Source organism: Dinoroseobacter sp. PD6, assembly GCF_028807315.1.
Lineage (GTDB): Bacteria > Pseudomonadota > Alphaproteobacteria > Rhodobacterales > Rhodobacteraceae > Dinoroseobacter > Dinoroseobacter shibae.
In genome coordinates, this window is sequence record NZ_JARAMN010000007.1 from 83,294 (window position 1) to 104,770 (window position 21,477).

Annotated in this window: 25 protein-coding genes; 14 read left to right on the top strand and 11 right to left on the bottom strand. The window is 67.1% G+C overall.

All coding sequences use genetic code 11. From position 1 onward, the window contains the following. Positions 1-92: 92 nt before the first annotated feature. Positions 93-335, top strand: coding sequence for an accessory factor UbiK family protein (locus tag PVW48_RS12925; RefSeq protein ID WP_012179309.1), 243 nt, complete (start codon positions 93-95; stop codon positions 333-335). 2 nt (positions 336-337) lie between these two features. Here the strand turns inward: PVW48_RS12925 and PVW48_RS12930 are convergent, their stop codons facing one another. Next, entirely contained in the window at positions 338-1,258 is a 921-nt protein-coding gene (locus tag PVW48_RS12930; RefSeq protein ID WP_274581639.1) for a hypothetical protein, read from the bottom strand. A 283-nt stretch (positions 1,259-1,541) separates the two neighbouring features. On the opposite strand from PVW48_RS12930, the gene PVW48_RS12935 reads away from it, so the two are divergent. From PVW48_RS12935 to PVW48_RS12955, 5 genes are all read left to right on the top strand, one after another. Further along, positions 1,542-2,072 (top strand): YbjN domain-containing protein, encoded by a 531-nt coding sequence (locus PVW48_RS12935; RefSeq protein WP_012179307.1) that lies wholly within the window; start codon positions 1,542-1,544, stop codon positions 2,070-2,072. A gap of 31 nt (positions 2,073-2,103) precedes the next feature. Beyond that, on the top strand, positions 2,104-2,925 hold the full coding sequence (gene proC / locus PVW48_RS12940) for a pyrroline-5-carboxylate reductase (RefSeq protein WP_274581640.1): 822 nt from the start codon (positions 2,104-2,106) through the stop codon (positions 2,923-2,925). 3 nt (positions 2,926-2,928) lie between these two features. Then, complete coding sequence (locus tag PVW48_RS12945) at positions 2,929-3,267, top strand: tRNA-binding protein (RefSeq protein ID WP_274581641.1); 339 nt, start codon at positions 2,929-2,931, stop codon at positions 3,265-3,267. Further along, positions 3,267-4,217, top strand: a complete 951-nt coding sequence (locus PVW48_RS12950; protein ID WP_274581642.1) for a 2-hydroxyacid dehydrogenase — start codon at positions 3,267-3,269, stop codon at positions 4,215-4,217. The genes PVW48_RS12945 and PVW48_RS12950 overlap by 1 nt, the downstream gene beginning before the upstream one ends. 82 nt (positions 4,218-4,299) lie before the next feature. Then, the gene (locus PVW48_RS12955; RefSeq protein ID WP_274581644.1) at positions 4,300-5,136 is read left to right on the top strand and encodes a hypothetical protein; all 837 of its coding nucleotides are present in this window, start codon (positions 4,300-4,302) and stop codon (positions 5,134-5,136) included. Here the strand turns inward: PVW48_RS12955 and PVW48_RS12960 are convergent. After that, positions 5,133-5,723, bottom strand: a complete 591-nt coding sequence (locus PVW48_RS12960) for a thymidine kinase (protein WP_274581645.1) — start codon at positions 5,721-5,723, stop codon at positions 5,133-5,135. The two genes, PVW48_RS12955 and PVW48_RS12960, sit on opposite strands and share 4 nt — an antisense overlap. A 122-nt stretch (positions 5,724-5,845) precedes the next feature. Between PVW48_RS12960 and PVW48_RS12965 the strand changes: the two genes are divergently transcribed. Continuing rightward, complete coding sequence (locus PVW48_RS12965; protein ID WP_274581646.1) at positions 5,846-6,637, top strand: hypothetical protein; 792 nt, start codon at positions 5,846-5,848, stop codon at positions 6,635-6,637. Between the two features lie 114 nt (positions 6,638-6,751). Here PVW48_RS12965 and carB read toward each other — a convergent pair whose 3' ends face one another. After that, positions 6,752-10,069 (bottom strand): carbamoyl-phosphate synthase large subunit, encoded by a 3,318-nt coding sequence (carB, locus tag PVW48_RS12970; RefSeq protein ID WP_012179300.1) that lies wholly within the window; start codon positions 10,067-10,069, stop codon positions 6,752-6,754. 182 nt (positions 10,070-10,251) lie between these two features. On the opposite strand from carB, the gene PVW48_RS12975 reads away from it, so the two are divergent. From PVW48_RS12975 to bchJ, 3 genes are all read left to right on the top strand, one after another. After that, positions 10,252-10,464 carry a Flp family type IVb pilin gene (locus PVW48_RS12975; protein WP_274581647.1) on the top strand — a complete coding sequence of 71 codons (213 nt, stop codon included), beginning with the start codon at positions 10,252-10,254 and terminating at the stop codon, positions 10,462-10,464. 68 nt (positions 10,465-10,532) lie between these two features. Further along, positions 10,533-12,176: a magnesium-protoporphyrin IX monomethyl ester anaerobic oxidative cyclase gene (gene bchE / locus PVW48_RS12980; protein ID WP_012179298.1), complete on the top strand. Its 1,644-nt coding sequence runs from the start codon at positions 10,533-10,535 to the stop codon at positions 12,174-12,176. Further along, positions 12,176-12,799 carry a bacteriochlorophyll 4-vinyl reductase gene (gene bchJ, locus PVW48_RS12985; protein ID WP_012179297.1) on the top strand — a complete coding sequence of 208 codons (624 nt, stop codon included), beginning with the start codon at positions 12,176-12,178 and terminating at the stop codon, positions 12,797-12,799. The genes bchE and bchJ overlap by 1 nt, the downstream gene beginning before the upstream one ends. Positions 12,800-12,841: 42 nt before the next feature. Here the strand turns inward: bchJ and PVW48_RS12990 are convergent, their stop codons facing one another. Beyond that, entirely contained in the window at positions 12,842-13,483 is a 642-nt protein-coding gene (locus PVW48_RS12990; protein WP_274581648.1) for a pentapeptide repeat-containing protein, read from the bottom strand. A 96-nt stretch (positions 13,484-13,579) separates the two neighbouring features. On the opposite strand from PVW48_RS12990, the gene PVW48_RS12995 reads away from it, so the two are divergent. Together PVW48_RS12995 and aspS are read left to right on the top strand one after the other, a co-directional pair. Continuing rightward, on the top strand, positions 13,580-14,056 hold the full coding sequence (locus PVW48_RS12995) for a hypothetical protein (protein WP_044027916.1): 477 nt from the start codon (positions 13,580-13,582) through the stop codon (positions 14,054-14,056). A gap of 99 nt (positions 14,057-14,155) precedes the next feature. Then, positions 14,156-16,048 carry an aspartate--tRNA ligase gene (aspS, locus tag PVW48_RS13000; protein ID WP_274581650.1) on the top strand — a complete coding sequence of 631 codons (1,893 nt, stop codon included), beginning with the start codon at positions 14,156-14,158 and terminating at the stop codon, positions 16,046-16,048. Between the two features lie 50 nt (positions 16,049-16,098). Here the strand turns inward: aspS and PVW48_RS13005 are convergent, their stop codons facing one another. After that, positions 16,099-16,293 (bottom strand): hypothetical protein, encoded by a 195-nt coding sequence (locus tag PVW48_RS13005; protein ID WP_012179293.1) that lies wholly within the window; start codon positions 16,291-16,293, stop codon positions 16,099-16,101. 166 nt (positions 16,294-16,459) lie between these two features. After that, positions 16,460-17,164 (bottom strand): response regulator, encoded by a 705-nt coding sequence (locus PVW48_RS13010; RefSeq protein ID WP_012179292.1) that lies wholly within the window; start codon positions 17,162-17,164, stop codon positions 16,460-16,462. Positions 17,165-17,295: 131 nt separating this feature from the next. Between PVW48_RS13010 and mce the strand changes: the two genes are divergently transcribed. Together mce and PVW48_RS13020 are read left to right on the top strand one after the other, a co-directional pair. Next, a complete protein-coding gene (mce, locus tag PVW48_RS13015; protein WP_012179291.1) occupies positions 17,296-17,700 on the top strand; it encodes a methylmalonyl-CoA epimerase in 405 nt (134 codons plus the stop codon). Between the two features lie 3 nt (positions 17,701-17,703). Then, positions 17,704-17,991, top strand: a complete 288-nt coding sequence (locus PVW48_RS13020; protein WP_012179290.1) for a DUF1467 family protein — start codon at positions 17,704-17,706, stop codon at positions 17,989-17,991. Between the two features lie 27 nt (positions 17,992-18,018). Here PVW48_RS13020 and PVW48_RS13025 read toward each other — a convergent pair whose 3' ends face one another. From PVW48_RS13025 to PVW48_RS13045, 5 genes are all read right to left on the bottom strand, one after another. Further along, positions 18,019-18,729: an EI24 domain-containing protein gene (locus PVW48_RS13025; RefSeq protein ID WP_274581651.1), complete on the bottom strand. Its 711-nt coding sequence runs from the start codon at positions 18,727-18,729 to the stop codon at positions 18,019-18,021. After that, complete coding sequence (locus PVW48_RS13030; protein WP_274581652.1) at positions 18,726-19,331, bottom strand: nitroreductase family protein; 606 nt, start codon at positions 19,329-19,331, stop codon at positions 18,726-18,728. Before PVW48_RS13030 ends, PVW48_RS13025 begins: the two co-directional genes overlap by 4 nt. A 46-nt stretch (positions 19,332-19,377) precedes the next feature. Continuing rightward, entirely contained in the window at positions 19,378-20,556 is a 1,179-nt protein-coding gene (locus PVW48_RS13035) for an MFS transporter (RefSeq protein WP_274581653.1), read from the bottom strand. A 103-nt stretch (positions 20,557-20,659) separates the two neighbouring features. Further along, positions 20,660-20,914: a hypothetical protein gene (locus PVW48_RS13040; protein ID WP_012179286.1), complete on the bottom strand. Its 255-nt coding sequence runs from the start codon at positions 20,912-20,914 to the stop codon at positions 20,660-20,662. A gap of 9 nt (positions 20,915-20,923) precedes the next feature. Next, a complete protein-coding gene (locus PVW48_RS13045) occupies positions 20,924-21,346 on the bottom strand; it encodes a thiol-disulfide oxidoreductase DCC family protein (RefSeq protein WP_012179285.1) in 423 nt (140 codons plus the stop codon). Positions 21,347-21,477: the final 131 nt, after the last annotated feature.

Consider the following 21,477-nt stretch of genomic DNA (forward strand, 5'->3'; position numbering starts at 1 on the left):
GCGATGTGTCCGGGCTGGCCGAGGGCTTGTCAACCTTGAGGTTTCAGGGGGACGGGGCCATATACGGGGTCACGCAGCAGATGGAGCGCCCCATGCAGACCCGCAACAAGTTGTTCGACGATATCGGCCAGTTGATGACCAACGCCATGGGCGTGGCGCAAGGGGCCAGGGACGAAGCCGAAACCGCGATGAAGGGGATGATGGACCGCTGGCTGGCGGACCGGGATTTCGTCACGCGCGAAGAATTCGACGCCGTGCGCGGCATGGCGCAGAAGGCCCGCGAGGAGAACGAGGCGCTGAAGGCGCGGATCGAAGCGCTGGAGGCGAAGGGCTAGGCTCAGCGCGCGATCGCGGTGGCGTTGGCCTCGACCAGGGGCATCACCTTGTCCATCACGAGCGGCGCGGCGAGGATCAACCCCGCCAGGAGCGCGATGCCCGCCACCAGGCGCACGAGGGTCAGCTTTCTGTCGGGCGCGGGGTCTTGCGCCGCTTCGGTGTCCACGTCGTCCTCGTAACCAGGTGCGTCCCAGATGTCCTCGGCTACGTCCGGGGCCGCAGCCGCGTCCGGCTCGCGGTCCTCTGTCGGCCCTTCATCCGCGGATTGCCATTCCGCATCGTCTTCCGCGGCGCTGTCCGGGGGAGACGCGCGCTCCGCGCCTTCCGTGAATTTCGCGATCAGGTCGACCCAATTTTCCTCTTCGGGGGGCGCGGCCGGGCTCTCGGCCGCGTCCCCCGGGTCCGTGCGAGGCGCGGGTTCGGTGGTGTCCGGGTCCAGCGGCTCTGCGGTCTCGGCCGCGGCAAGTTCGGCCGAAGGCCAGGCGTCCGCCTCCGTTGGCTGCAGCGGGGCCGGGGGGTCCTGCGCCAAGGGCTGGGCCGTCTCCAGGCTGTGCAGGAAGGCGGGCAGGTCGAATCGGTCGCTGTCGTCCTCCGGCGTGGCAGGTTGCAGGTCGTCGGCGGTCAGGTTCGCATGGGGCAGGCGGGCGGCAAGCTGCGCGATCAGCGCGAGGCGGGTTTCCTCGTCCTCGGCGGGATAGGTGCCCTCGGGCGCGCCGCTGTCATGGGCGGTCAGGCCGAATCCCGACGCCTCCAGGTAGACGCGCAGGCCGTCGGGCGCGGCCTTCAGGGCGTCCACCGTGGCGGGATCGCGGAACAGCGCCATGCAGGAGACGCCCAATTCCCGGGCAGGGGCCATATCCTCTGACGCGGCGGGAGCGTCGTCGCAGACAGGCAGGATGTCGAAATCGTAGCGCAGTGCCATGGCGGGCCTCCGGTCGTGGGGAATGGATTCAGGAATTGTTCTCAGACAATTGAGACCCGATCTTGACGCAAACGGGTCGATTCCACGCCGGGGCGCGGCCTATGGGGTTAAGCAGCTGTTAACACAAATTATTGTGGATAACCCCAGCTCTCGACGGTTTCACGCTGTTTGTCACAAAAATTCTTCTTTACAGGTGAAGCCATCGCTTACACCATATCTAGTAAGACGCGGGCCGCCGCGGCGCGGGTCTTGTAACGACACCCAGCCTATTGTGGGACACCCCATGGCAGGCAGAAAAACGGGGCCGGGCATGTCACTTGTCGAGCAGCATTATGAGACCGAAGACCTTCACCCGATCGACATCGTCGAATCGCTGGCGGAGCATCATGACTGGGATTTCGACCGTATCGCGGATGACCAGATCGCCATGGCGGTGGAAGGCCAGTGGCGGACCTATTCGGTCACGCTCGCCTGGTCCCATTACGACGAAACCCTGCGGCTGGTGATGACCTTCGACATGGAGCCGCCGGCGCACCGGGTTCCGGCGCTGCACGCGGTGCTGAACGCGGCCAACGACAAGTGCTGGACCGGGGCCTTCACCCATTGGGCGCAACAGAACCTGCTGGTGTACCGCTACGCGCTGGTGCTCAGCGGCGGCGCGCTGGCCGGGCCGGAGCAGATCGACCGGATGCTGACCACGGCGTTCCTGAACTGCGAGCGGTTCTACCCGGCCTTCCAACTGGCCACATGGGGCGAGGAAGCCCCCGAGGCGGCCATTCAGGTTGCCATTGCGGAGGCTTACGGGCGCGCCTAACCTGCCGCGCAAGGACGACGCGGGAGGGGATATGGGTCTCGAAGATGTGCGCCGCCGGGGCTTGTTCCTGCTTGGCTGCGGAAAGATGGGGTCGGCCATGCTGCAGGGCTGGCTGGCACAGGGGATCGCGCCCGGGTCGGTCTGGGTTCTGGACCCCAAACCATCCGAATGGCTGACAGGGCTGGCCGCCCAGGGGTTGCACCTGAACGCGGGCGTGCCCGAGGCCCCCGCGATCGCGCTGCTGGCGGTCAAGCCGCAGATGATGGGCGACGCGCTGGGCCCGGTGACCGCGCTGGGCGGGGGCGCGACGCTGGTCCTGTCCATCGCGGCGGGCACCCCGATCCGATTTTTCGAGGCGGCTTTCGGACCCGCGACCCCGATCATCCGTGCCATGCCCAACACCCCCGCGGCCATCGGCAAGGGGATCACGGCGCTGGTCGGCAACGGGGCGGCCACCGAGGCGCATATGGCCCTGGCCGAGGCGCTGCTCTCGGCCATCGGGCAGACCGTGCGGCTGGAGGGCGAGCACCAGATGGACGCGGTCACGGCGGTGTCCGGGTCCGGGCCGGCTTATGTCTTTCACCTGATCGAGACGCTTGCCGCCGCCGGGGAGGCGGAGGGGCTGCCCCCCGCGCTTGCCCTGCAACTGGCGCGGGCGACCGTGGCGGGCGCGGGCGCGCTGGCCGAGGCCGCCGACGAGGGACCTGCGCAGTTGCGGGTCAATGTCACCAGCCCGGGCGGGACCACGGCGGCGGCGCTGGAGGTGCTGATGGATGCCGAGACCGGGTTTCCTCCGCTTTTGCGCCGGGCGGTGGCGGCGGCGGCGCAGCGCGGGCGGGAGTTGGCGGACTAACCCATGGCCGAGATCACGTTCGACGATTTCCTCAAGGTGGACATCCGCGTGGGCCGCGTGGTGCAGGCGGAGCCGTTCCCGGAGGCGCGCAAGCCCGCGATCAAGCTCTGGGTGGATTTCGGAGATGCGCTGGGCGTCAGGAAAAGCTCGGCCCAGATCACCCGGCATTACGCCCCAGAGGCGCTGATCGGCACGCAGGTGATGGCGGTGGTGAATTTCCCGCCGCGCCAGATCGGCAAGTTCATGTCCGAGATCCTCGTGCTCGGGGTGCCGGATGCAGACGGGGAGGTGGTGCTGCTGCGCCCGGATCTCGACGTTCCGCTGGGAGGGCGGCTTTACTGATGAAACTTCTGATTTCCCGGCCCTTGCCGGAGGCGGTTCTGGCGCGCGCCCGGGCGCGGTTCGACTGCACGCTGCGCGAGACGACCCAGCCCATGCGCGCAGAGGAGCTGCGCGGGGCCCTGCGGGATTATGACCTCGTGCTGCCCACGCTTGGCGACGCGTTCTCGGCGGAGGTGTTCGCCGATGTGTCGGAGCCCCGCGCGCGGCTGCTGGCGAATTTCGGGGTGGGGTACAATCATATTGATGCCGCCGCGGCGCGCGCTGCGGGGATCGAGGTGACGAACACCCCGGGTGCCGTGACCGATGCCACGGCGGACACGGCGCTGACCCTGATCCTGATGGCGGCGCGCCGCGCGGGCGAGGGGGAGCGGCTGGTCCGTGCGGGCAAATGGACGGGCTGGCACCCGACGCAGATGCTGGGCCTGCACGTGACCGGCAAGACCCTGGGCGTGATCGGCATGGGCCGGATCGGCCAGGCGATCGCCGCGCGCTGCCACCACGGGTTCGGGATGGAGGTGGTGTTCTACAACCGCTCGCCCAAGACGCCCGATCTGCCCGCGCGGCAATTGGCCAGCGTGGCCGAGGTCATGGCAGCGGCGGATATCGTGGTGGTCGCCGTGCCCGGCGGGGCCGCGACCCATCACCTGATCGGGGCCGAGGCGTTCGCCGCGATGCAGCCCCATGCGGTTTTCGTCAACATCGCCCGGGGCGACGTGGTGGACGAGGCCGCGTTGATCGCGGCGCTGCAGGCGGGGCAGCTCGGCGCGGCGGGGCTCGATGTCTACGAGTTCGAGCCTGCGGTGCCCGAGGCCCTGATCGGGATGGAGAATGTCGTGCTGCTGCCCCATCTCGGCACCGCCGCGCTGGAGGTGCGCGAGGCGATGGGGCACATGGCGCTCGACAATCTCATCGCTTGTGCCGAGGGCGCGCCGCTGCCCAATCCGGTGTGATGCCAGGCTGCTGAAACCTCTTTCTTTTGCCGAAGCGCGGTGCGTAGAGTGGCGGCAAGAGAACCGTGGGAAAGCAGAAGGCATGGACGGGACGACAGCGGTCGCAATTTACGGCGAGATGCGGTTGCCGGTATTCTCGCTGGGCACGACGGTTCTTTTGCTGGCCCTGACCTTGCCGGCAGCGGCGGTCACCGGGTTTCTCTTCGGCCAACGGCAGCGTGCCCGGACCCTCGCCAAGGGCAAGATCATCGACAAGGTTCTGGGCGAGACCACGCTGGGCGCGATCCTGGGCCTGCTCGGGCTGCTGCTGGCGTTCAGCTTCGGCCATGCCCTGTCGCTCGCCCAGACCCGCAAGGTCGCGGTGATCGACGAGGCGGCGGCGCTCGGCACGGTCTTTCTGCGCGCCGATTACGCGGGCGAGGGCGCGCGCACCGACCTCAAGACCGCGATTTACGACTATACCCTGACGCGGGTCGTGCCCGATGTGGCCCGGGTCGAAAGCGAGGCGGATGTCCGGGCGTTCCTGGAAACGAGTCTCGCGGCTCAGGCCAAACTCTGGCCCGCGACCTTGGCGGCAACCGACGGTGTGGAGCCGCCGGTCGCGACCTTCATCGCCTCGGCCATGAACGACGCGATCGATGCCCATCTCTACCGGATGCAGACCTTCGCGGTGCCGGTCTCGGACGTGACGCAGCTGATGCTGCTGGCAACGGCCTTGGCATCGCTGTTCCTGCTGGGCAACCGGGCGGGCATGCAAGGACGTGTGCTGTCCTGGCGCACCTTCATGTTCTCGGGCTTCCTGTTCGTGGTGATGGTCACAATCGTGGATGTGCAGCGCAGCTCGGCCGGGTTCGTCCAGACCGACCAGTCGCCCCTGTTGGTGACGATCTTCGATATGGAGCAGGCGCTGGGCCTCTAACCCCTCGGGCGGTCGCCCGTGGCTTCCCGCCAGTGGCGGCGGCAGAGCGACAGGTAGGTCTCGTTGCCGCCCACCTGCACCTGGGCACCGTCGGTCACCGTGCGCCCCTCGGCGTCGCGGCGCACCACCATCGTGGCCTTGCGCCCGCAATGGCAGATCGTGCGCACCTCGCGCATCTCGTCCGCCAGCGCCAGCAGCGCCGCCGAGCCCGGAAACAGCTTGCCGCGAAAATCGACCCGCAGCCCGTAGCACATCACCGGCAGGTTCAGGTCGTCCACCGCTCGGGCGAGTTGCCAGACTTGGTCCTCTGTCAGGAATTGCGCCTCGTCCACGAAGACGCAGGCGCAGGGCCCGCCCTTGAGCCGCAGGGCCAGCGCGTCGAAGAGGTCAGTCTCGGGCCCGAAGGTGGCGGCAGGCGCGCTCAGCCCGATCCGGCTGCCGATCCGGCCCTCGCCCGCCCGGTGGTCGAGCCGCGCGGTCATCAGGTGGGTCTGCATCCCCCGCTCGATATAATTATGCGAGGCTTGCAGCAGCGCGGTCGATTTGCCCGCGTTCATAGTGGAGTAGTGGAAGTAAAGCTTGGCCATGGCGCGCAATAGCCCGGTCCGCACCTTGCGGCAAGCGTCCGGGGCCGGGGTCGCGGCGGAATGACGGAGATCTAACGCAAGATGCTGAATCCATGCCGGATATCTTGTCAAAGAAGTTTTTCATGCCTTCGTTTTCCCTTCGCCTTTTGCCCGTTTGTGGCCCGGCCCTTGCCCTGGCCCTGACCGCGGCTGTCGCCCTGCCCGACGCGGCCTCTGCCAATGAATGCGCGCGCCAGCTCAATTTTCTCGGCAGCAATGCTTCGGACACGCGCAAGATCAACGCGCTGCTGACCTGCGCCGAGGAGACGCGGAGTGATCTTGCGGCGCTGGAGACCCGGGTGGCGGAATTGGAGCGCAAGCTGGGCCGCACCGAGCGGCAAGTGGAGGGCCTCGCGGACCTGGGCATGCGCGTCTCGGGTCTGGAGCGCAGCGTGACCCAGCAGGGCCGCAGCCTCGACGGGTTGGACGACCGGATTTCGCGGGCGGTCACGGCCGCGACACGCGACCTGCAGGCGTCGGTCAACGCGGATATCCGCGCCCTGCGTACCGAGATCCGCGGGGCCGCGGCAGGGGACGGGGATGTCACGCGCCTGACGCGGCGGATCGATCAGCTCGCCGGACGGAAATGGGAAGAGTTCGGCGCCGCGCAACGGCCCGTCGGGCGCAGCCAGACCAACAGCCGGGAGTATCCCATCGTGGTCGCCGCCACGATCAATGTGGGGGACTCGAACCGCTGTCATGCCCGGCTCAAGGTGAACGGCGTGACCGTGGCCGAGACCAGGAACAACAACGACAGCTGGGACAAGGCCTGTTTCGTGACCACCACGGTGCCGCCCGGCGCGTCTTACGTGCTGGAATCCGCGCCCCATGGCGGCGGGCGGCCCCGGGTGTCGAAATGGGCCGAGCTGCGCTGAGCGCGGCGCGGGGTCAGATGATCGGGATGAGGGGCACACCCCCGCATCCCGCCAGTGCAGCGAGTGTCAGCAGGGCAAGTCCCGCCCTGGCCGTGGCCGATCGCGCGCGCCCGGTCATCCCTGCAACGCGCGGACGCCGATCTCGCCCTCGCGGCGGGCGATCATGGCCTGGGCCGCGGCATGGCTGGCCGCCAGCGTGGTGAAGTAGGGGATGCGGTCATAGAGCGCGACGGACCGGATTTCGCGGCTGTCATTGACCGCCTGCGCGCCCTCGGTGGTGTTCATCACCAGCGCGATGCGCCCGTCCTTGAGCATGTCGACCACGTCCGGGCGGCCCTCGTAGACCTTGTTGACGACCTTGGAGGCGATGCCGTGATCCTTCAGGAAGGCCGCGGTCCCTCTGGTCGCGACGATGTCGAGGCCCAGTTCGGTCAGCATCGCCGCCGTTTCAACCAGCATCTCGGTCTTGTCGGCTTCCTTGATCGACAGGAACACCGTGCCTTCCGTCGGCAGTACGGTGCCCGCGCCCATCTGTGCCTTCAGGAAGGCGCGGGGGAAGGACCGGTCCCAGCCCATCACCTCCCCGGTGGAGCGCATTTCCGGGCCGAGGATCGTGTCGACGCCGGGGAAGCGCGCGAAGGGCAGAACCGCCTCCTTGACCGAGAACCAGGGCGTATCCGGGTGCGCCAGTGTCATCGGGTCGCCGATCGGCAGGTGCTGGTCCTCGGGTGCGTCATGGGGCAGGGGGTCGCGCAGCGGGAAATTCGACAGCGGCTCGCCCGCCATCAGCCGGGCTGCGATGGACGCGATCGCGCTGTCGGTGGCCTTGGCCACGAAAGGCACGGTGCGCGAGGCGCGCGGGTTCACCTCGATCAGGTAGATCTCGTCATCCTTGATCGCGAATTGCACGTTCATCAGGCCCTTGACCCGCAGGGCGCGCGCCAGTGCCTCGGTCTGCACGCGAATGCGCGCCAGCACGTCGTCGGAGAGCGAATAGGGCGGCAGGGAACAGGCGCTGTCGCCGGAATGGACGCCCGCCTCTTCGATATGCTGCATGATGCCCGCCACATGAACGTTCTCCCCATCGCAGAGCGCGTCCACGTCCAACTCCACCGCGCCGGCGAGATAGCTGTCGAGCAGTACCGGGCTGTCGCCCGAGACCACCACCGCCTCGGCGATATACCGCTCCAACTGACCCATGTCGCGCACGATCTCCATCGCGCGCCCGCCCAGAACATAGGACGGCCGGATGACCAGCGGGAAGCCGATGTCGCCCGCGGCGGCGAAGGCCTCGGCATCGGTGCTGGCGATGGCGTTGTGAGGCTGTTTGAGGCCCAGGTCGTTGACCAGCGCCTGGAACCGCTCGCGATCCTCGGCCAGATCGATGGCATCGGGCGTGGTCCCGAGGATCGGGATGCCTTCGGCCTCCAGCGCATTGGCGAGCTTCAGGGGGGTCTGGCCGCCGAACTGGACGATCACCCCGTGCAGCGTGCCGTTCTCCTGTTCGGCGCGCAGGATCTCCATCACATGCTCGAAGGTCAGCGGCTCGAAATAGAGCCGGTCCGAGGTGTCGTAATCGGTCGAAACGGTCTCGGGGTTGCAGTTGACCATGATGGTCTCGTAGCCCGCCTCGGTCAGCGCGAAACACGCATGGCAGCAGCAATAGTCGAACTCGATCCCCTGGCCGATCCGGTTCGGCCCGCCGCCGAGGATGACCACCTTGGTGGCGTCCGTGGGCCGCGATTCGCATTCGGCCTCGCCCATCACCGGGGTTTCGTAGGTCGAGTACATGTAGGGCGTCTGGGCCTCGAACTCGGCCGCGCAGGTGTCGATCCGCTTGAACTGCGCGGTCACACCGAGCCGGGTTCGGGCGCGGCGGACCTGGCCCTCGTCCCGGCCCGTCAGCTTGGCCAGACGCGCATCGGTGAAGCCCATCATCTTGAGCTTGCGCAGGCCCTCGGCCTCCAGCGGCAGGCCGTCGCGGCGCACTTGTGCCTCGGTCTCGACGATCTCGCGGATGCGCGCGAGGAACCACGGATCGTATGAGGTCGCGGCCTGGATCTCGTCATCGCTCAGCCCGTGGCGCATGGCCTGGGCGATCACGCGCAGCCGGTCGGGCGTCTGCCTGGCCAGCGCCTTGACCACTGCGGCGGTGTCGGGGGCGTCCGACCTGTGGTCGGCAGAAATCCCGGGGATGGCGATCTCGTCGAAGCCGGTCAGCCCGGTCTCCATCGAGGCGAGCGCCTTTTGCACGCTTTCGTGGAAGGTGCGGCCGATGGACATGGCCTCGCCCACGGATTTCATCGCCGTGGTCAGGTTCGGCTCGGCGCCGGGGAATTTCTCGAACGCGAAGCGCGGGATCTTGGTCACGACATAGTCGATGGTCGGCTCGAAGCTGGCGGGCGTGACCTTGGTGATGTCGTTGTCGAGCTCGTCGAGGGTGTAGCCCACCGCCAGTTTCGCGGCGATCTTGGCGATGGGAAAGCCCGTGGCCTTGGAGGCCAGCGCCGAGGACCGCGACACCCGCGGGTTCATCTCGATGACCACCATGCGCCCGTCGGCGGGGTTGACCGCCCACTGCACGTTGGAGCCGCCGGTTTCCACCCCGATCTCGCGCAGCACGGCAATCGAGCCGTTGCGCATGATCTGGTATTCCTTGTCCGTGAGCGTCAGCGCCGGGGCCACGGTGATCGAATCGCCCGTATGCACGCCCATCGGATCGACGTTCTCGATGGCGCAGACGATGATCGCATTGTCCGCCTTGTCGCGGACCACCTCCATCTCGAACTCTTTCCAGCCCAGCAGGCTCTCGTCGATCAGGATCTGGTTGACTGGCGAGGCATCGAGCCCGGATTTGCAGAAATGCTCGTAATCGTCCCGGTTGTAGGCCACGCCGCCCCCGGTCCCGCCGAGGGTGAAGGCGGGCCGGATGATCGCCGGCAGGCCAATATCGTCCAGCGCAGCCATGCATTCGTCCATGGTCGTGGCGATGGTGGCACGGGGGTTCTCGATGCCGAGGCGATCCATCGCCTCGCGGAAAAGCTTGCGGTCCTCGGCCATCTCGATGGCTTCGCGCTTGGCGCCGATCATCTCGACCCCGTATTTCGCCAGCACGCCCATCTCTTCGAGCGCGAGCGAGGTGTTCAGCCCGGTCTGACCGCCCATGGTCGGCAAGAGCGCGTCCGGGCGCTCCTTCTCGATGATCTTGGCGACGATCTCGGGGGTGATCGGCTCGATATAAGTGGCGTCGGCCAGGCCCGGGTCGGTCATGATGGTTGCGGGGTTCGAGTTGACCAGGATCACCCGGTAGCCCTCTTCGCGCAGCGCCTTGCAGGCCTGGGCCCCGGAATAGTCGAACTCGCAGGCCTGCCCGATGATGATGGGCCCGGCTCCGATGATCATGATCGACTTGATATCGGTTCTCTTGGGCATCGGGCAGACTCCAGTGGCGCAAATTGTCGGCGTTATACATGCGGGCGGTGCGGGCGCAAGGCCGCTGGGGTCGGGGTGCTATCTTGATCTCGCCCAATTTCCGTCGCGCCGCCGCCCCATCGCTCTGGCATCCCGGGAGGACATGCGGCTGGCCGGTTTCGGCCCGGGAAGGACAGGACATCATGCGGTACGCGCAGCTCGAACCATTCATCCGGTCCGAAGACGGGGCCGTCACGGTCGATTGGGTGGTTCTGACCGCGGCGCTCGTCGGGCTGGGGATCGCCGTCGCCGCCGTGCTGGGCCCCTCGATGACCACCAATTCCGGCTCCTTGAATCGGCAGCTGAACACGCACCAGATTCACACCGATTTCAACGTGCCGGTTCCCGTGGACTGACTTGACTTGTGTCAATGTTGATTGACACACAAACTGTCAGACTTCTCTAAAATCGCGGAGGGGTTCTAATGCGCATCGTTTTCGTCCACCCAAATTATCATTCCGGCGGCGCCGAGATTGCCGGCAACTGGCCACCGGCCTGGGTGGCCTATCTCGCCGGGTCGCTGAAGGCGGCCGGTTTCGACGACATTCACTTCCTCGATGCCATGACCAACCACATGCCCGACGAGGATCTCCGGGCAAAGCTCGCAGAACTGCAGCCCGATATCGTCGGCACCACCGCGATCACCCCCGCGATCTACGAGGCTGAAAAGGTTCTGAAAATCGCGTCCGAGGCCTGCCCCGACGCGGTGCGCCTGCTGGGTGGGATCCACGGCACCTTCATGTACAAGCAGGTGCTGGCCGAGGCCCCCGAGGTCGAGGTGATCATCCGCGGCGAAGGCGAAGAGATCATGGTCGAACTGGCCCGCTGTGTCGCCGAGGGGCGCTGGCCCGAGGATCAGCGCAAGATCAAGGGGCTGGCCTTCCGCGAGGGCGATCAGATCGTCGCGACCCAGGCCGCAAGCACGGTCAAGGACCTGGATGGAATCAACCCGGACTGGTCGCTGCTGGAATGGGACAAGTACATCTATGTCCCCCTGGGCGTGAAGGTCGCGATCCCGAACATGGCGCGCGGTTGCCCGTTCACCTGTTCGTTCTGCTCGCAGTGGAAATTCTGGCGCGACTACCGTGTCCGGGACCCGATAAAGGTCGTGGACGAGATCGAGAACCTGGTCGACAATCACGGCGTCGGTTTCTTCATCCTCGCGGACGAGGAACCCACCATCAACCGGCGCAAGTTCATCCAGTTCTGCGAAGAGCTGATCGCGCGCGGCCTGCCCGAGAAGATCCAGTGGGGCATCAACACCCGCGTGACCGACATCATGCGCGACAAGGAGCTGTTGCCGCTCTATCGCAAGGCCGGTCTCGTCCATGTCAGCCTCGGCACCGAGGCCGCTGCGCAGCTCAAGCTCGACCAGTTCAACAAGGAAACCAAGGTCGAGGAAAACAAGGAGGCGATCCGACTGCTGCGCGAGGCCGACATCTTCACCGAGGCGCAGTTCATCGTGGGTCTCGACAACGAGACGGCGGAGACGCTGGAGGAAACCTTCCAGATGGCCTGGGACTGGCAGCCGGACCTCGCCAACTGGGCAATGTACACGCCCTGGCCCTTCACCCCGCTCTTCCAGGAACTGGGTGACAAGGTCGAGGTCTTCGACTTCTCGAAATACAACTTCGTCACGCCGATCATGGCCCCCGATGCCATGACCCGGGGCGAGCTGTTGGACGGGGTGATGAAGAACTACCGCCGGTTCTATTCCCGCAAGGCGCTGTTCCACTATCCGTGGCGCGGCACGGGCTACCGGCGAAAATACCTGTTGGGCTGTCTCAAGGCCTTCCTCAAGGCCGGGTTCGAACGCAAGTTCTACGACCTGGGCAAGGCGAATTACTGGGGCCCGCAATCCAAGGACAAGGTCAATTTCAACTTCGACCGGACCCGGAAGATCGCCAAGGCCCAGATGGACGACTGGGAGGCCGCCGCCGACCGCGCGTCCCAGGCCAAGGCCCGGCGCAAGGCGCTCGACACCTCTTTCAAGCTGCCCGAGGGCCATGAGAAGCGCGAACCGATCAAGGCCTGTGGCGGGGGCTCGCAGCAGATGGAAGATGTCTGATGCCCCTTGATACCGCCGCGGGCCGCGTCTGGGCGGCCCCGGACACCACGGCCCGGATCGGCCCCAATGCGGTGCTGCAGCTGATCACCGTGCTGGATGAAGAGGGCGGCCCCGAGCTTGTCGCCCATGTCATGGCGCTCGCGGGGCTGTTCGATATCCCCTCCGACGATGCCATGATCGACGAGCGTCCGGTCGCGCGGCTGCACCAGGCCCTGCGCCGGGACCGCCCCGGCGACGCGCCCCGGCTCGCTTGGGCGGCCGGGGAGGCGACGGCGAATTACATCATCGCCAACCGGATCCCCAGGCCGGTGCAATGGCTCTTGCGGGCTCTGCCCGTGGGGCCGGCGGCGAAGCTGCTCAGCGTGGCGATCGCGAAACATGCCTGGACCTTCGCCGGCTCCGGCCGGTTCTCGGTCGTCTCGACCCGCCCCATGGTGTTCGAGATCGCCGACAACCCGGTGGTGCGTGGCGAACAGGCGCAAAGCCCGATCTGTTTCTGGCATGTCGCCGTGTTCGAGACCCTGTTCCGGCGCCTGGTGGCCCCGGACTTCCGGGCCCGCGAGACCGCCTGTTGCGCGGTGGGCGCACCCGCCTGCCGCTTCGAGCTGCGGCGCATCGGCTGAGCGCCCCGCGCGCCGCCACGCGCGCTGTGCGCCGAGGCGCCCCTAGGGACAGCCGTCGCTGCGCAGCGTGCCGTCGGGCATCACCGTGCGGCAGAAGACAGCCCCCGAGAACCCCGCCGCCTGCGTGACCGCGCCTGTCAGGTCCGCCTCCGACAGGTCGGCCCCGGTCAGCCTCGCACCGGTCAGGTCAGCCTCGCGCAGTACGGCGCCCACCAGCCGGGCATTGCCGAAATTCGCCCCCTCCAGAAACGCCCCGCTCAAATCCGCTCCGCCGAGATCCGCCTCGGTCAGCGTTGCCCTCGGCAAGGCCACCCCCACCATCGACGCCGCGCGCAGGTCCGCCCCCGCGAACACGGTGTCGCGTGCATTCGTGCGGTCGAACAGGATCCCGCGCATCCGCGCGCCGGAAAACTGCGCAAACGGCATGAACGCATCGCGCAGATCCGCCCCTTCCAGATTGGCGCCATCGAACACCGCATAGGTCAGATACGCGTCCCGCAGATCCGCCCCGGCCAGCTCGGCTCCCGCCAGGTCGCAGTCCCGGCACTGATTGTCCGCAAGAAGGGCGTTCACCGAATCGCGGTCCGCCCCCGTCGCGGGGAGCGCGAGGCAGGCTAGCGCGACCCCCAAAGCCGTTGCTTTCATCTCTCGGTCTCCCCCGATCTTGTCCGCTGTGTCGATCATCGCGCGATCGTGGTGCGGCGCCATCCGACTTTGGCATCGGTTGCTGATGCACCCGACAGCGCGCACCTTGGAGCCGAAAACCACCGGGAGGTTCATATGACCAGTTTGACACAAGCCGCGGCCGTGCTCGCACTCGCATGCGTCACCGCTTCCGGCGCCTTCGCGGATGCGCAGGAATCCGGTCGCGTCGGGGCCGGGGCGCCCGAGGACATCTTCATGGAAATCACGCGCGCAGAGGACGGCGCCGTGACCATCGCCCCGGAGGAGTTCACCCTTGCCCATGGCGGCTACTACCGCTTCAACGTGGTCTGCCCGGAGGCGTTGACCTCCGAGACCGGCTATCATTTCGAGGCGACCGAGCTGCTGGAAAACGCGCATATCCGGGTGCTCTCCGTGGGCGAGGTGGATATCGAGTTTTACATGCAGGGACTGACCTTCCGGGCGATCGAATGCGACGATGCGGGATCCGCGCGGTTCAGCTTCCATCCGATGCGCAAGGGCGTCTATCCGATCCATGTGCGCGACCAGGCCGTGCCCCCGACCGAGGCTTTCGGGCGCGTGGTGGTCGAATAGGTCCAGCCCGCCGCCCGCAGGCTCTGACGCGACCTTGACAGCCAGAGCCCGGTCGTATGTATGGCCCGAGACTTCACACCAGAGTTCCGGGGACCCCAGATGCACGCCTTTCGCACCCATACTTGCGCCGAGCTGACCAAGGACGCCGTTGGCCAGACGGTCCGGCTGTCGGGCTGGGTCCACCGGGTGCGGGATCATGGCGGCGTGCTCTTCATCGACCTGCGCGACCATTACGGCATGACCCAGGTGCTGTGCGATCCCGACAGCCCGGTCTTCTCGCAGGTCGAGAAGGTCCGCTCCGAATGGTGCATCCGCATCGACGGCACCGTGAAGGCCCGCGACGAGAGCCTGATCAACCCCAAGATCCCCACCGGCGAGATCGAGGTCTTCATCCGCGACATGGAGGTGCTGGGCACCGCCGAGGAACTGCCCCTGCCGGTCTTCGGCGACCAGGAATACCCCGAGGAAACCCGGCTGAAATACCGCTTCCTCGACCTGCGCCGCGAGAGCCTGCATGACAACATCATGCTGCGCTCCAAGGTGGTGCAATCCATCCGCAAGCGCATGTGGGACATCGACTTCACCGAGTTCCAGACCCCGATCATCACGGCCTCCTCGCCCGAAGGTGCCCGCGACTTCCTCGTGCCGTCTCGCCTGCATCCGGGCAAGTTCTATGCGCTGCCCCAGGCCCCGCAGCAATTCAAGCAGCTGATCATGGTCGGCGGCTTCGACAAGTACTTCCAGATCGCGCCGTGCTTCCGCGACGAGGACCCGCGCGCCGACCGCTCGCCCACGGATTTCTACCAGCTCGATATGGAGATGAGCTTCGTCAGCCAGCAGGACGTGTTCGACACGATCCAGCCGGTGATCGCCGGCATCTTCGAGGAATTCGGCGGCGGCCGGCGGGTCGACACCGACTGGCCGCTGATTTCCTATCGCGACAGCGCGCTGTGGTACGGCACCGACAAGCCCGACCTGCGCAACCCGATCAAGATGCAGATCGTGTCGGAGCATTTCGCAGGCTCCGGCTTTGCCATCTTCGCCAAGCTGCTCGAACAGGAGGGCACCGAGATCCGCGCCATCCCGGCCCCCGGGGGCGGGTCGCGCAAGTTCTGCGATCGGATGAACAAGTTCGCGCAGGAACAGGGCCTGCCCGGCATGGGCTACATCTTCTGGCGTAAGGTCGATCCATCTGGAAAGGGCAACGACGAAGGCAGTGGCTGGGGGTTTGGCGAAGCTGCCAAGTCCGACCCTAAAGAATTAGCTGAGTTGGCGAAGCTGGGCGTCCAGTACGACGCTAACTCCGATCAATTCATGGAAGCTGCAGGCCCGCTGGCCAAGAACATCGGCCCCGAGCGCACCGAGGCCATTCGGCAGCAACTGGGGCTCGAGGTCGGCGACGCCGCCTTCTTCCTCGGCGGCAAACCGGCCAGCTTCGAAGGTGTCGCAGGTCGCGCCCGCACGGTGATCGGCGAGGAGCTCAAGCTGATCGACGAAGACCGCTTCGCCTTCGCCTGGATCGTCGATTTCCCGATGTACGAGAAGGATGACGAGGGGCGGATCGACTTCTCCCACAATCCGTTCTCCATGCCCCAGGGCGGGATGGCGGCGCTGGAGGGCGACCCGCTGGAGGTGCTGGGCTACCAGTACGACCTGGCGTGCAACGGCTACGAGCTGGTCTCGGGTGCCATCCGGAACCACAAGCTCGACATCATGTACAAGGCGTTCGAGATCGCGGGCTACGGCGCCGACGAGGTCGAGAAACGCTTCGGCGGCATGGTCAATGCGTTCAAATACGGCCCGCCGCCCCATGGCGGCTGCGCTGCGGGCATCGACCGGATCGTGATGCTGCTGGCGGACACGGCGAATATCCGCGAGGTCATCATGTTCCCGATGAACCAGCGCGCCGAGGACCTGATGATGAACGCGCCCTCCGAGCCGACGGGGGAGCAGTTGCGCGACCTGTCCCTCCGCGTGATCCCGCAGGAATAAGGGGCGGCCCGGGTCGGGGGCCTTCGGCATCGCAGGCTGTCGCGCGCCATTCAGTCTTGCGGCAAGTCGCCTTGGACGTTTTCGGCCTCGATCAGGCCCGAGGCGATCGAACCTGCGTCGAAATCGCTGATCCCGATCACGATGGCCGCCACCATGGCCAGCGCGAGGATCGCGTTGGCCGCCAGAGACGACGCCCCCGGGGTCCGCCGGGGCAGGAGGCGTGAAGGGGTGAAGCGATTAGCCATGTTTCCGTCCCTGGACTGCTCTCGGTCAGGTCATGCCTCTTGCTGGGCAAGCTCCCGTCCGAGAGGTGACTTTGCTGATAAAGCCCTGTTTTCGCCACAGCGATGACAGAGCTGTGTCAGAACTGTGGCAAAAAGGCGGCAGGCTGCCGATCAGGCCCCTGCGCGGCTAGATTGCAACACGATTGGCCAGCCGATCCGCCAGCAGCGCGCGCACCAGCGACAGGCTGGACCGGTCGCCGCGATCCGCAAGGCTCCGGGCTGCCTCGGCCAGGGGCACATCCTGTGATGCAATGGCCAGACCGTGCAGGAACTGCGCCGAATAGGCCCGCTGGATCGGGTCGTCGGGATCCGACAGCAGGTCATTCACATGGGCGAAGTCATCCTGCAAGGCGATCAGGTCCGGGCTGACCTCCGTATCCGGGACGATGCGGGGACCGGCGGGATGCGATTCGGGCGGCAGGTGCGCCAGAACGGCCGCCTGGAACTCGGCCAGCCGGGTCAGCGGCTTGGCCAGGAACCCGTCCGCGCCCGCTGCGATGGCGCAAGGCTCCCCGCTCAGATCGCCGCTGAAGCCGAGGATGACCGGGAGGCGCGGTTGCGCCGCGGCCAGTTCCGCGATCAGATCTTCGCCCGCGCCATCGGGTAGGCCCAGGTCGATGATCGCCACCGTGGGGCAATACATGCGCAAGTGTCGGTGCGCCGCGGCGATGCAGTCGGCGCGCCGCAATCGGGCACCGGACCGCAGGCACAAGAGCCGCATCGATTCCGATGCAAACCGGCTGTCTTCGACCAACAGGACCGTCACGCCCAGCAGAGGGCGCGCGGATGTCGGTCGCGGGGCGGTCGAGACAAGGGCAGCAGTGTCGTCCATAACGTCCTCCGAATCTTCCCTAAGAGTGCCGCAAGCATCCCTAATGATCGGTAAACGGGCGCGAGAACCCTTGTCGGGCTGGGTCTGGCGGGTCATAACCTGCCCAACTCTAGCCATGTACGGAGTCCGCCATGATCGGTCGCCTGAACCACGTCGCCATCGCCGTTCCCGATCTGGAGGCCGCGTCGGCGCAATACGCCAACACGCTCGGGGCCAATGTGGGCGCGCCCCAGGACGAACCCGATCACGGCGTGACGGTCGTGTTCATCGAGCTGCCCAACACCAAGATCGAGCTGCTCTATCCCCTCGGGGAAAACTCCCCCATCGCAGGGTTTCTGGAAAAGAACCCCTCGGGCGGCATTCACCATATCTGCTATGAGGTGGAGGATATCCTGGCGGCGCGCGACAAGCTGAGCGCCGCGGGCGCGCGGGTGCTGGGCACGGGCGAGCCCAAGATCGGCGCCCATGGCAAGCCGGTTCTGTTCCTGCATCCCAAGGATTTCAACGGCACCCTCGTCGAGCTGGAGCAGGTCTGAGCCATGCAGATTACCTCCGCCCTCGTGCTGCTCGCGGTCTTGTGGTTCATGACCCTGTTCATCGTCCTGCCGATCCGGATGCGGACCCAGGGCGACGAGGGCCGGGTGACCATGGGCACCCCCGCCGGCGCGCCCGCCCGCATCGACATGCGCCGCAAGGTGAAGATCACCTCGATCGTGGCTTTCGTGCTCTGGGTGCCGCTCTGCGCGCTGATCCTGTCGGGCTGGATCACCGTGGACGATTTCGATCTCTTCAACCGGTTCGGCGGCGGGCTGCCGAAGCTGGAGTGACCCCGGGCCCCGCCGGGTGCAAGGATTTTAAGTAAAATCCTTGCCCCGCTCCGACCCCGCGAGCGTGTGATAGAGGTGGGTGAAGGCCGCGGCCCCCACAACCGGGATCACCAGGTTCACCAGGGGCAAGGACAGCACCATCGCCATCGGCACCCCGGCGAGCCAAATCTTGCCGATATGGCGCTTGCGCATCTGCGCGGCCCCCTGACGGCCCAGTCTGCGCATGGCGGTGACCTGGAAGTATTCCCGGCCCAGAAGGAACCCGTTGAGCCCCCAGAAGATCAGCGGCGCGAGCGGGACGAAGAACAGATACAGCACCAGTGCCGCGAGGTTGGCGACCACCAGCACCCCGAGAAACCCGAACGTATCGCGCAGCCCGTCGGCGAAGCTGACCTTCGGCGCGGGTGGCAGGCCGGGATAATGGCGTGCCTCCACCGCATCGGCGATGTCCTCCAGAAACAGCGACGTGAAGGCCGAGGCCACCGGCACCATCAGGAACACCGACAGCCCCAGCATGCTCAGGATGCCGAGGCCCGAGGCCAGATCGTCCAGCCAGGTAATCTCGCCGACAAAGGGCAGTGTCAGCGCATCGGGCACCAGCCAGCCCAGCAGGGTCACGAACACCCAGGCGATCGCCACCAGCAGGGCCACCGTCGCCCCGATCCCGATCAGCAGGACCCGACGAAACGCCGGATCGCTCAGCTGGCCGAGCGCGCGGGTATAGATCGTGACGATCATTCCGACACCCAGCGTGTCAGGGCCGCCACATCCGGACGGGGCCGCTCCGGGGGCACCGCGCCCTCGGTGCCGAGATGGATGAACCCTGCGACCCGTTCCTCCGACTCCAGCCCCAGCGCTTCGGCGCCGAACACCGGGTCATGGGCCACGTAGCCCGTCAGCCAGTTCGCCCCCCAGCCCGCCGCAAGCGCTGCATTGACCAGCGCCAGGCACACCGCGCCCGCCGACAGGTCCTGCTCATATCGGGGGATCTTCTCCGACGCCTTGGGCGCGGCGATCACCGCGACCACGCAGCCCGCGGTGTCGAAACTGGCCCGGGCCTTGGCGATCTTCTCGGGCTCCTGGCCCAGGGCCACGCCTCGTGCCTCGGTCAGCACCGCCAGACGGGTCAGGGCCGCGCCCTGCAGCACCACGAACCGCCACGGCTCCAGCTTGCCGTGGTCCGGCGTGCGGGCCGCCGCGGTCAGCAGGGTCTCCAGCACCGCGCGGTCCGGATAGGGTGCGGTCAGGGTCTTGGCCGGGCGCGACCGGCGCGTCAGCAGGAAATCGAGCACATCGGTGCGGGGGGTCAGGGCGGGCAGCGGGGCGGGGGCGGTCGTCATGGGCTCTGCGTCTCTCTCGGGGGCGACCGCGCGGGCCGGGATCATATCACTGCCCCGATACCTCGGGGTTTTCGCCGCGGGCTTCAAGGGGGGGCTGCAAGGCCCGCGCCAACACCATCACCATCAACCCGAGTGCCGCGAGCAGGGCAAAGCTCGCCGGGTACCCGGCGCGCGCAGCGACAAACCCGATCAGCGGCGGGCCCAATAACACCCCGCCATAAGCCAGCAGAGCCACCTGCGCGATCCCCGCGCCGGGCGCCACCTTGTCGTCGCGTGCCGCCCGCGCAAAGGCCAGCGGCATCAGCAGCGCCGCCCCGCAGCCCAGGATCGCAAACCCGGCCAGCACGCTTGCCGCCGAGGCGCCGAGCACCGCCAAACCCGCCCCGATGGCCAGGCACAGGCCCGAGATCCTCACCGCGCGCACCACGCCCAGCCGGGTGACCAGCCAGCCGCCGCTCAGCCGCACGACCACCATGGTCACCGAAAAGGCGGCAAACCCCAACGCCGCGATCTGCGGCGGGGCTTCGGTGACAATGCTCAGATACACCGCGCTCCAATCGGCGATGGCCCCCTCGCTCAGCCCCGTCGCCCCGGCGACCAGCCCGACCGGCAGCAACGCGCCCTTGGGCAGCAGGGCGCCCTTGGCGGCGGGACCCGCGGGACGGGCGGGCGGTGTCGCCGTCCGGGCGCCCGGACGCAGGATCACCGGCAAGCCCGCCAGCGCCAGCGCCCCGGAAACCCAGGCGAAATGGGCCAGCGGGTCGAGCCCCGCGGCCACCGCGCCCGCACCGGCCCCTGCGCCAAGACCCGCGCCAAGGCTGAACAGTGCATGGAGCTGCGGCAGGATCGGGCGGCCATGGGCGGTCTCCACCTCCGCGCCCCAGGCGTTCATCGCCACGTCCATCCCGCCGAAGCAGACCCCAAAGGCCGCCAGCGCCAGCGCCAGCAGCCAGACATTGGGCGCCATCGCGACCAGCGGCAGGGAAAAAAGATAAAGAAGTGCCAAGAGCTTGCTCAGCCCGGCGGGCCCCTGGCGGTCGATCACCCGGCCGGCGAGCGGAAAACCGGCTATCGCGCCCGCCGCCAGACACAACAGCACGAGGCCCAACGCGTCCGCATCCAGCGCGAAGCGCGCCTTGAAGGCCGGGATCCGCGCGGCCCAGCTGCCGAACAAGGCTCCGTTGAGGAAAAACAGCACCAGGACGGCGTGAAGGGCAAGGCGCATGGCGGCTCCGGGGCTCAGGCCATGCCCCCATCGCCCGGCACCTGCGCGCCTGTCAATGGGCGGGGCGCAGGGCCTCGCGCGCCAGCCTGTCAGTCCAAGGGGCTCAGGCGGAGCGGGCCGGTTCCACCGGCTTGCGCAAGCGGTACACCCCTTCGGGCAGGTCCAGCGCCGCCCCGAGGTCGTTGAGTTGCGCGATGGAGAGGGTGATCCGCACGGTCTGATCCGTGCGCGGATCGTACTGCTCCACGGTCACGCATTCCTCGAAGGCATGCACGATCACGTCCTCTTGGAGAGGGGCTTCGCCCTCATCCACAAGGGTCACGACGGTCGAATCGAAGTCATGCTCGATGGTAAACATGCCGAAATGTTAACGTGTCGGGGCATGTTTTCCAGATTTTTCTGCACCTGCATAACGACGGCGCTGCCAGTGGTACAAAATTGGCGCGATCACCCGGTCATAGGTGACGGATGCGAAACAATGGATCCCGGGGAGTGCCACGATCCGCGCCAGCCAGCGGTACTTCGGCATCTCGCGCCAGAGCGCCACGAAGGCTGGAATGCCGCTGAGCAACACGCCGGCCTTCAGGACATAGAGCCGTCTCGCGGCCTCGTCGCGGGTCAGGCCCCAGCGGTCCATGTCCGTGGCATTGAGGTCCTCGAACCGGATCGGCAGCGCCTCTCGCCCGGCATAGTCGGCATAATGGTCGATCTCGAACCGGCAGACCGGGCAGGCGGCATTGTAGAGAACCGCTGTCTCGGTGTCGGATGGGGGTGTGTGCTCTGTGCTCATGGCGAATGACCTAGGTCCGCCCGGCTGTGCGCCAAGGGAGCCATTGCGTCGCGGGCGGGCGCAAATCTGCCGAATCGGGCCGTCCCGCGGGATCGCGCCACTGGCGTTTTCACCGGCGGCGGCCTACATCC

Coding starts and splice junctions, on each gene's coding strand:
- PVW48_RS12925 (WP_012179309.1), top strand. CDS start 93: ATGCAGACCCGCAACAAGTTGTTCGACGATATCGGCCAGTTGATGACC.
- PVW48_RS12930 (WP_274581639.1), bottom strand. CDS start 1,258: ATGGCACTGCGCTACGATTTCGACATCCTGCCTGTCTGCGACGACGCT.
- PVW48_RS12935 (WP_012179307.1), top strand. CDS start 1,542: ATGGCAGGCAGAAAAACGGGGCCGGGCATGTCACTTGTCGAGCAGCAT.
- proC (WP_274581640.1), top strand. CDS start 2,104: ATGGGTCTCGAAGATGTGCGCCGCCGGGGCTTGTTCCTGCTTGGCTGC.
- PVW48_RS12945 (WP_274581641.1), top strand. CDS start 2,929: ATGGCCGAGATCACGTTCGACGATTTCCTCAAGGTGGACATCCGCGTG.
- PVW48_RS12950 (WP_274581642.1), top strand. CDS start 3,267: ATGAAACTTCTGATTTCCCGGCCCTTGCCGGAGGCGGTTCTGGCGCGC.
- PVW48_RS12955 (WP_274581644.1), top strand. CDS start 4,300: ATGGACGGGACGACAGCGGTCGCAATTTACGGCGAGATGCGGTTGCCG.
- PVW48_RS12960 (WP_274581645.1), bottom strand. CDS start 5,723: ATGGCCAAGCTTTACTTCCACTACTCCACTATGAACGCGGGCAAATCG.
- PVW48_RS12965 (WP_274581646.1), top strand. CDS start 5,846: ATGCCTTCGTTTTCCCTTCGCCTTTTGCCCGTTTGTGGCCCGGCCCTT.
- carB (WP_012179300.1), bottom strand. CDS start 10,069: ATGCCCAAGAGAACCGATATCAAGTCGATCATGATCATCGGAGCCGGG.
- PVW48_RS12975 (WP_274581647.1), top strand. CDS start 10,252: ATGCGGTACGCGCAGCTCGAACCATTCATCCGGTCCGAAGACGGGGCC.
- bchE (WP_012179298.1), top strand. CDS start 10,533: ATGCGCATCGTTTTCGTCCACCCAAATTATCATTCCGGCGGCGCCGAG.
- bchJ (WP_012179297.1), top strand. CDS start 12,176: ATGCCCCTTGATACCGCCGCGGGCCGCGTCTGGGCGGCCCCGGACACC.
- PVW48_RS12990 (WP_274581648.1), bottom strand. CDS start 13,483: ATGATCGACACAGCGGACAAGATCGGGGGAGACCGAGAGATGAAAGCA.
- PVW48_RS12995 (WP_044027916.1), top strand. CDS start 13,580: ATGACCAGTTTGACACAAGCCGCGGCCGTGCTCGCACTCGCATGCGTC.
- aspS (WP_274581650.1), top strand. CDS start 14,156: ATGCACGCCTTTCGCACCCATACTTGCGCCGAGCTGACCAAGGACGCC.
- PVW48_RS13005 (WP_012179293.1), bottom strand. CDS start 16,293: ATGGCTAATCGCTTCACCCCTTCACGCCTCCTGCCCCGGCGGACCCCG.
- PVW48_RS13010 (WP_012179292.1), bottom strand. CDS start 17,164: ATGGACGACACTGCTGCCCTTGTCTCGACCGCCCCGCGACCGACATCC.
- mce (WP_012179291.1), top strand. CDS start 17,296: ATGATCGGTCGCCTGAACCACGTCGCCATCGCCGTTCCCGATCTGGAG.
- PVW48_RS13020 (WP_012179290.1), top strand. CDS start 17,704: ATGCAGATTACCTCCGCCCTCGTGCTGCTCGCGGTCTTGTGGTTCATG.
- PVW48_RS13025 (WP_274581651.1), bottom strand. CDS start 18,729: ATGATCGTCACGATCTATACCCGCGCGCTCGGCCAGCTGAGCGATCCG.
- PVW48_RS13030 (WP_274581652.1), bottom strand. CDS start 19,331: ATGACGACCGCCCCCGCCCCGCTGCCCGCCCTGACCCCCCGCACCGAT.
- PVW48_RS13035 (WP_274581653.1), bottom strand. CDS start 20,556: ATGCGCCTTGCCCTTCACGCCGTCCTGGTGCTGTTTTTCCTCAACGGA.
- PVW48_RS13040 (WP_012179286.1), bottom strand. CDS start 20,914: ATGTTTACCATCGAGCATGACTTCGATTCGACCGTCGTGACCCTTGTG.
- PVW48_RS13045 (WP_012179285.1), bottom strand. CDS start 21,346: ATGAGCACAGAGCACACACCCCCATCCGACACCGAGACAGCGGTTCTC.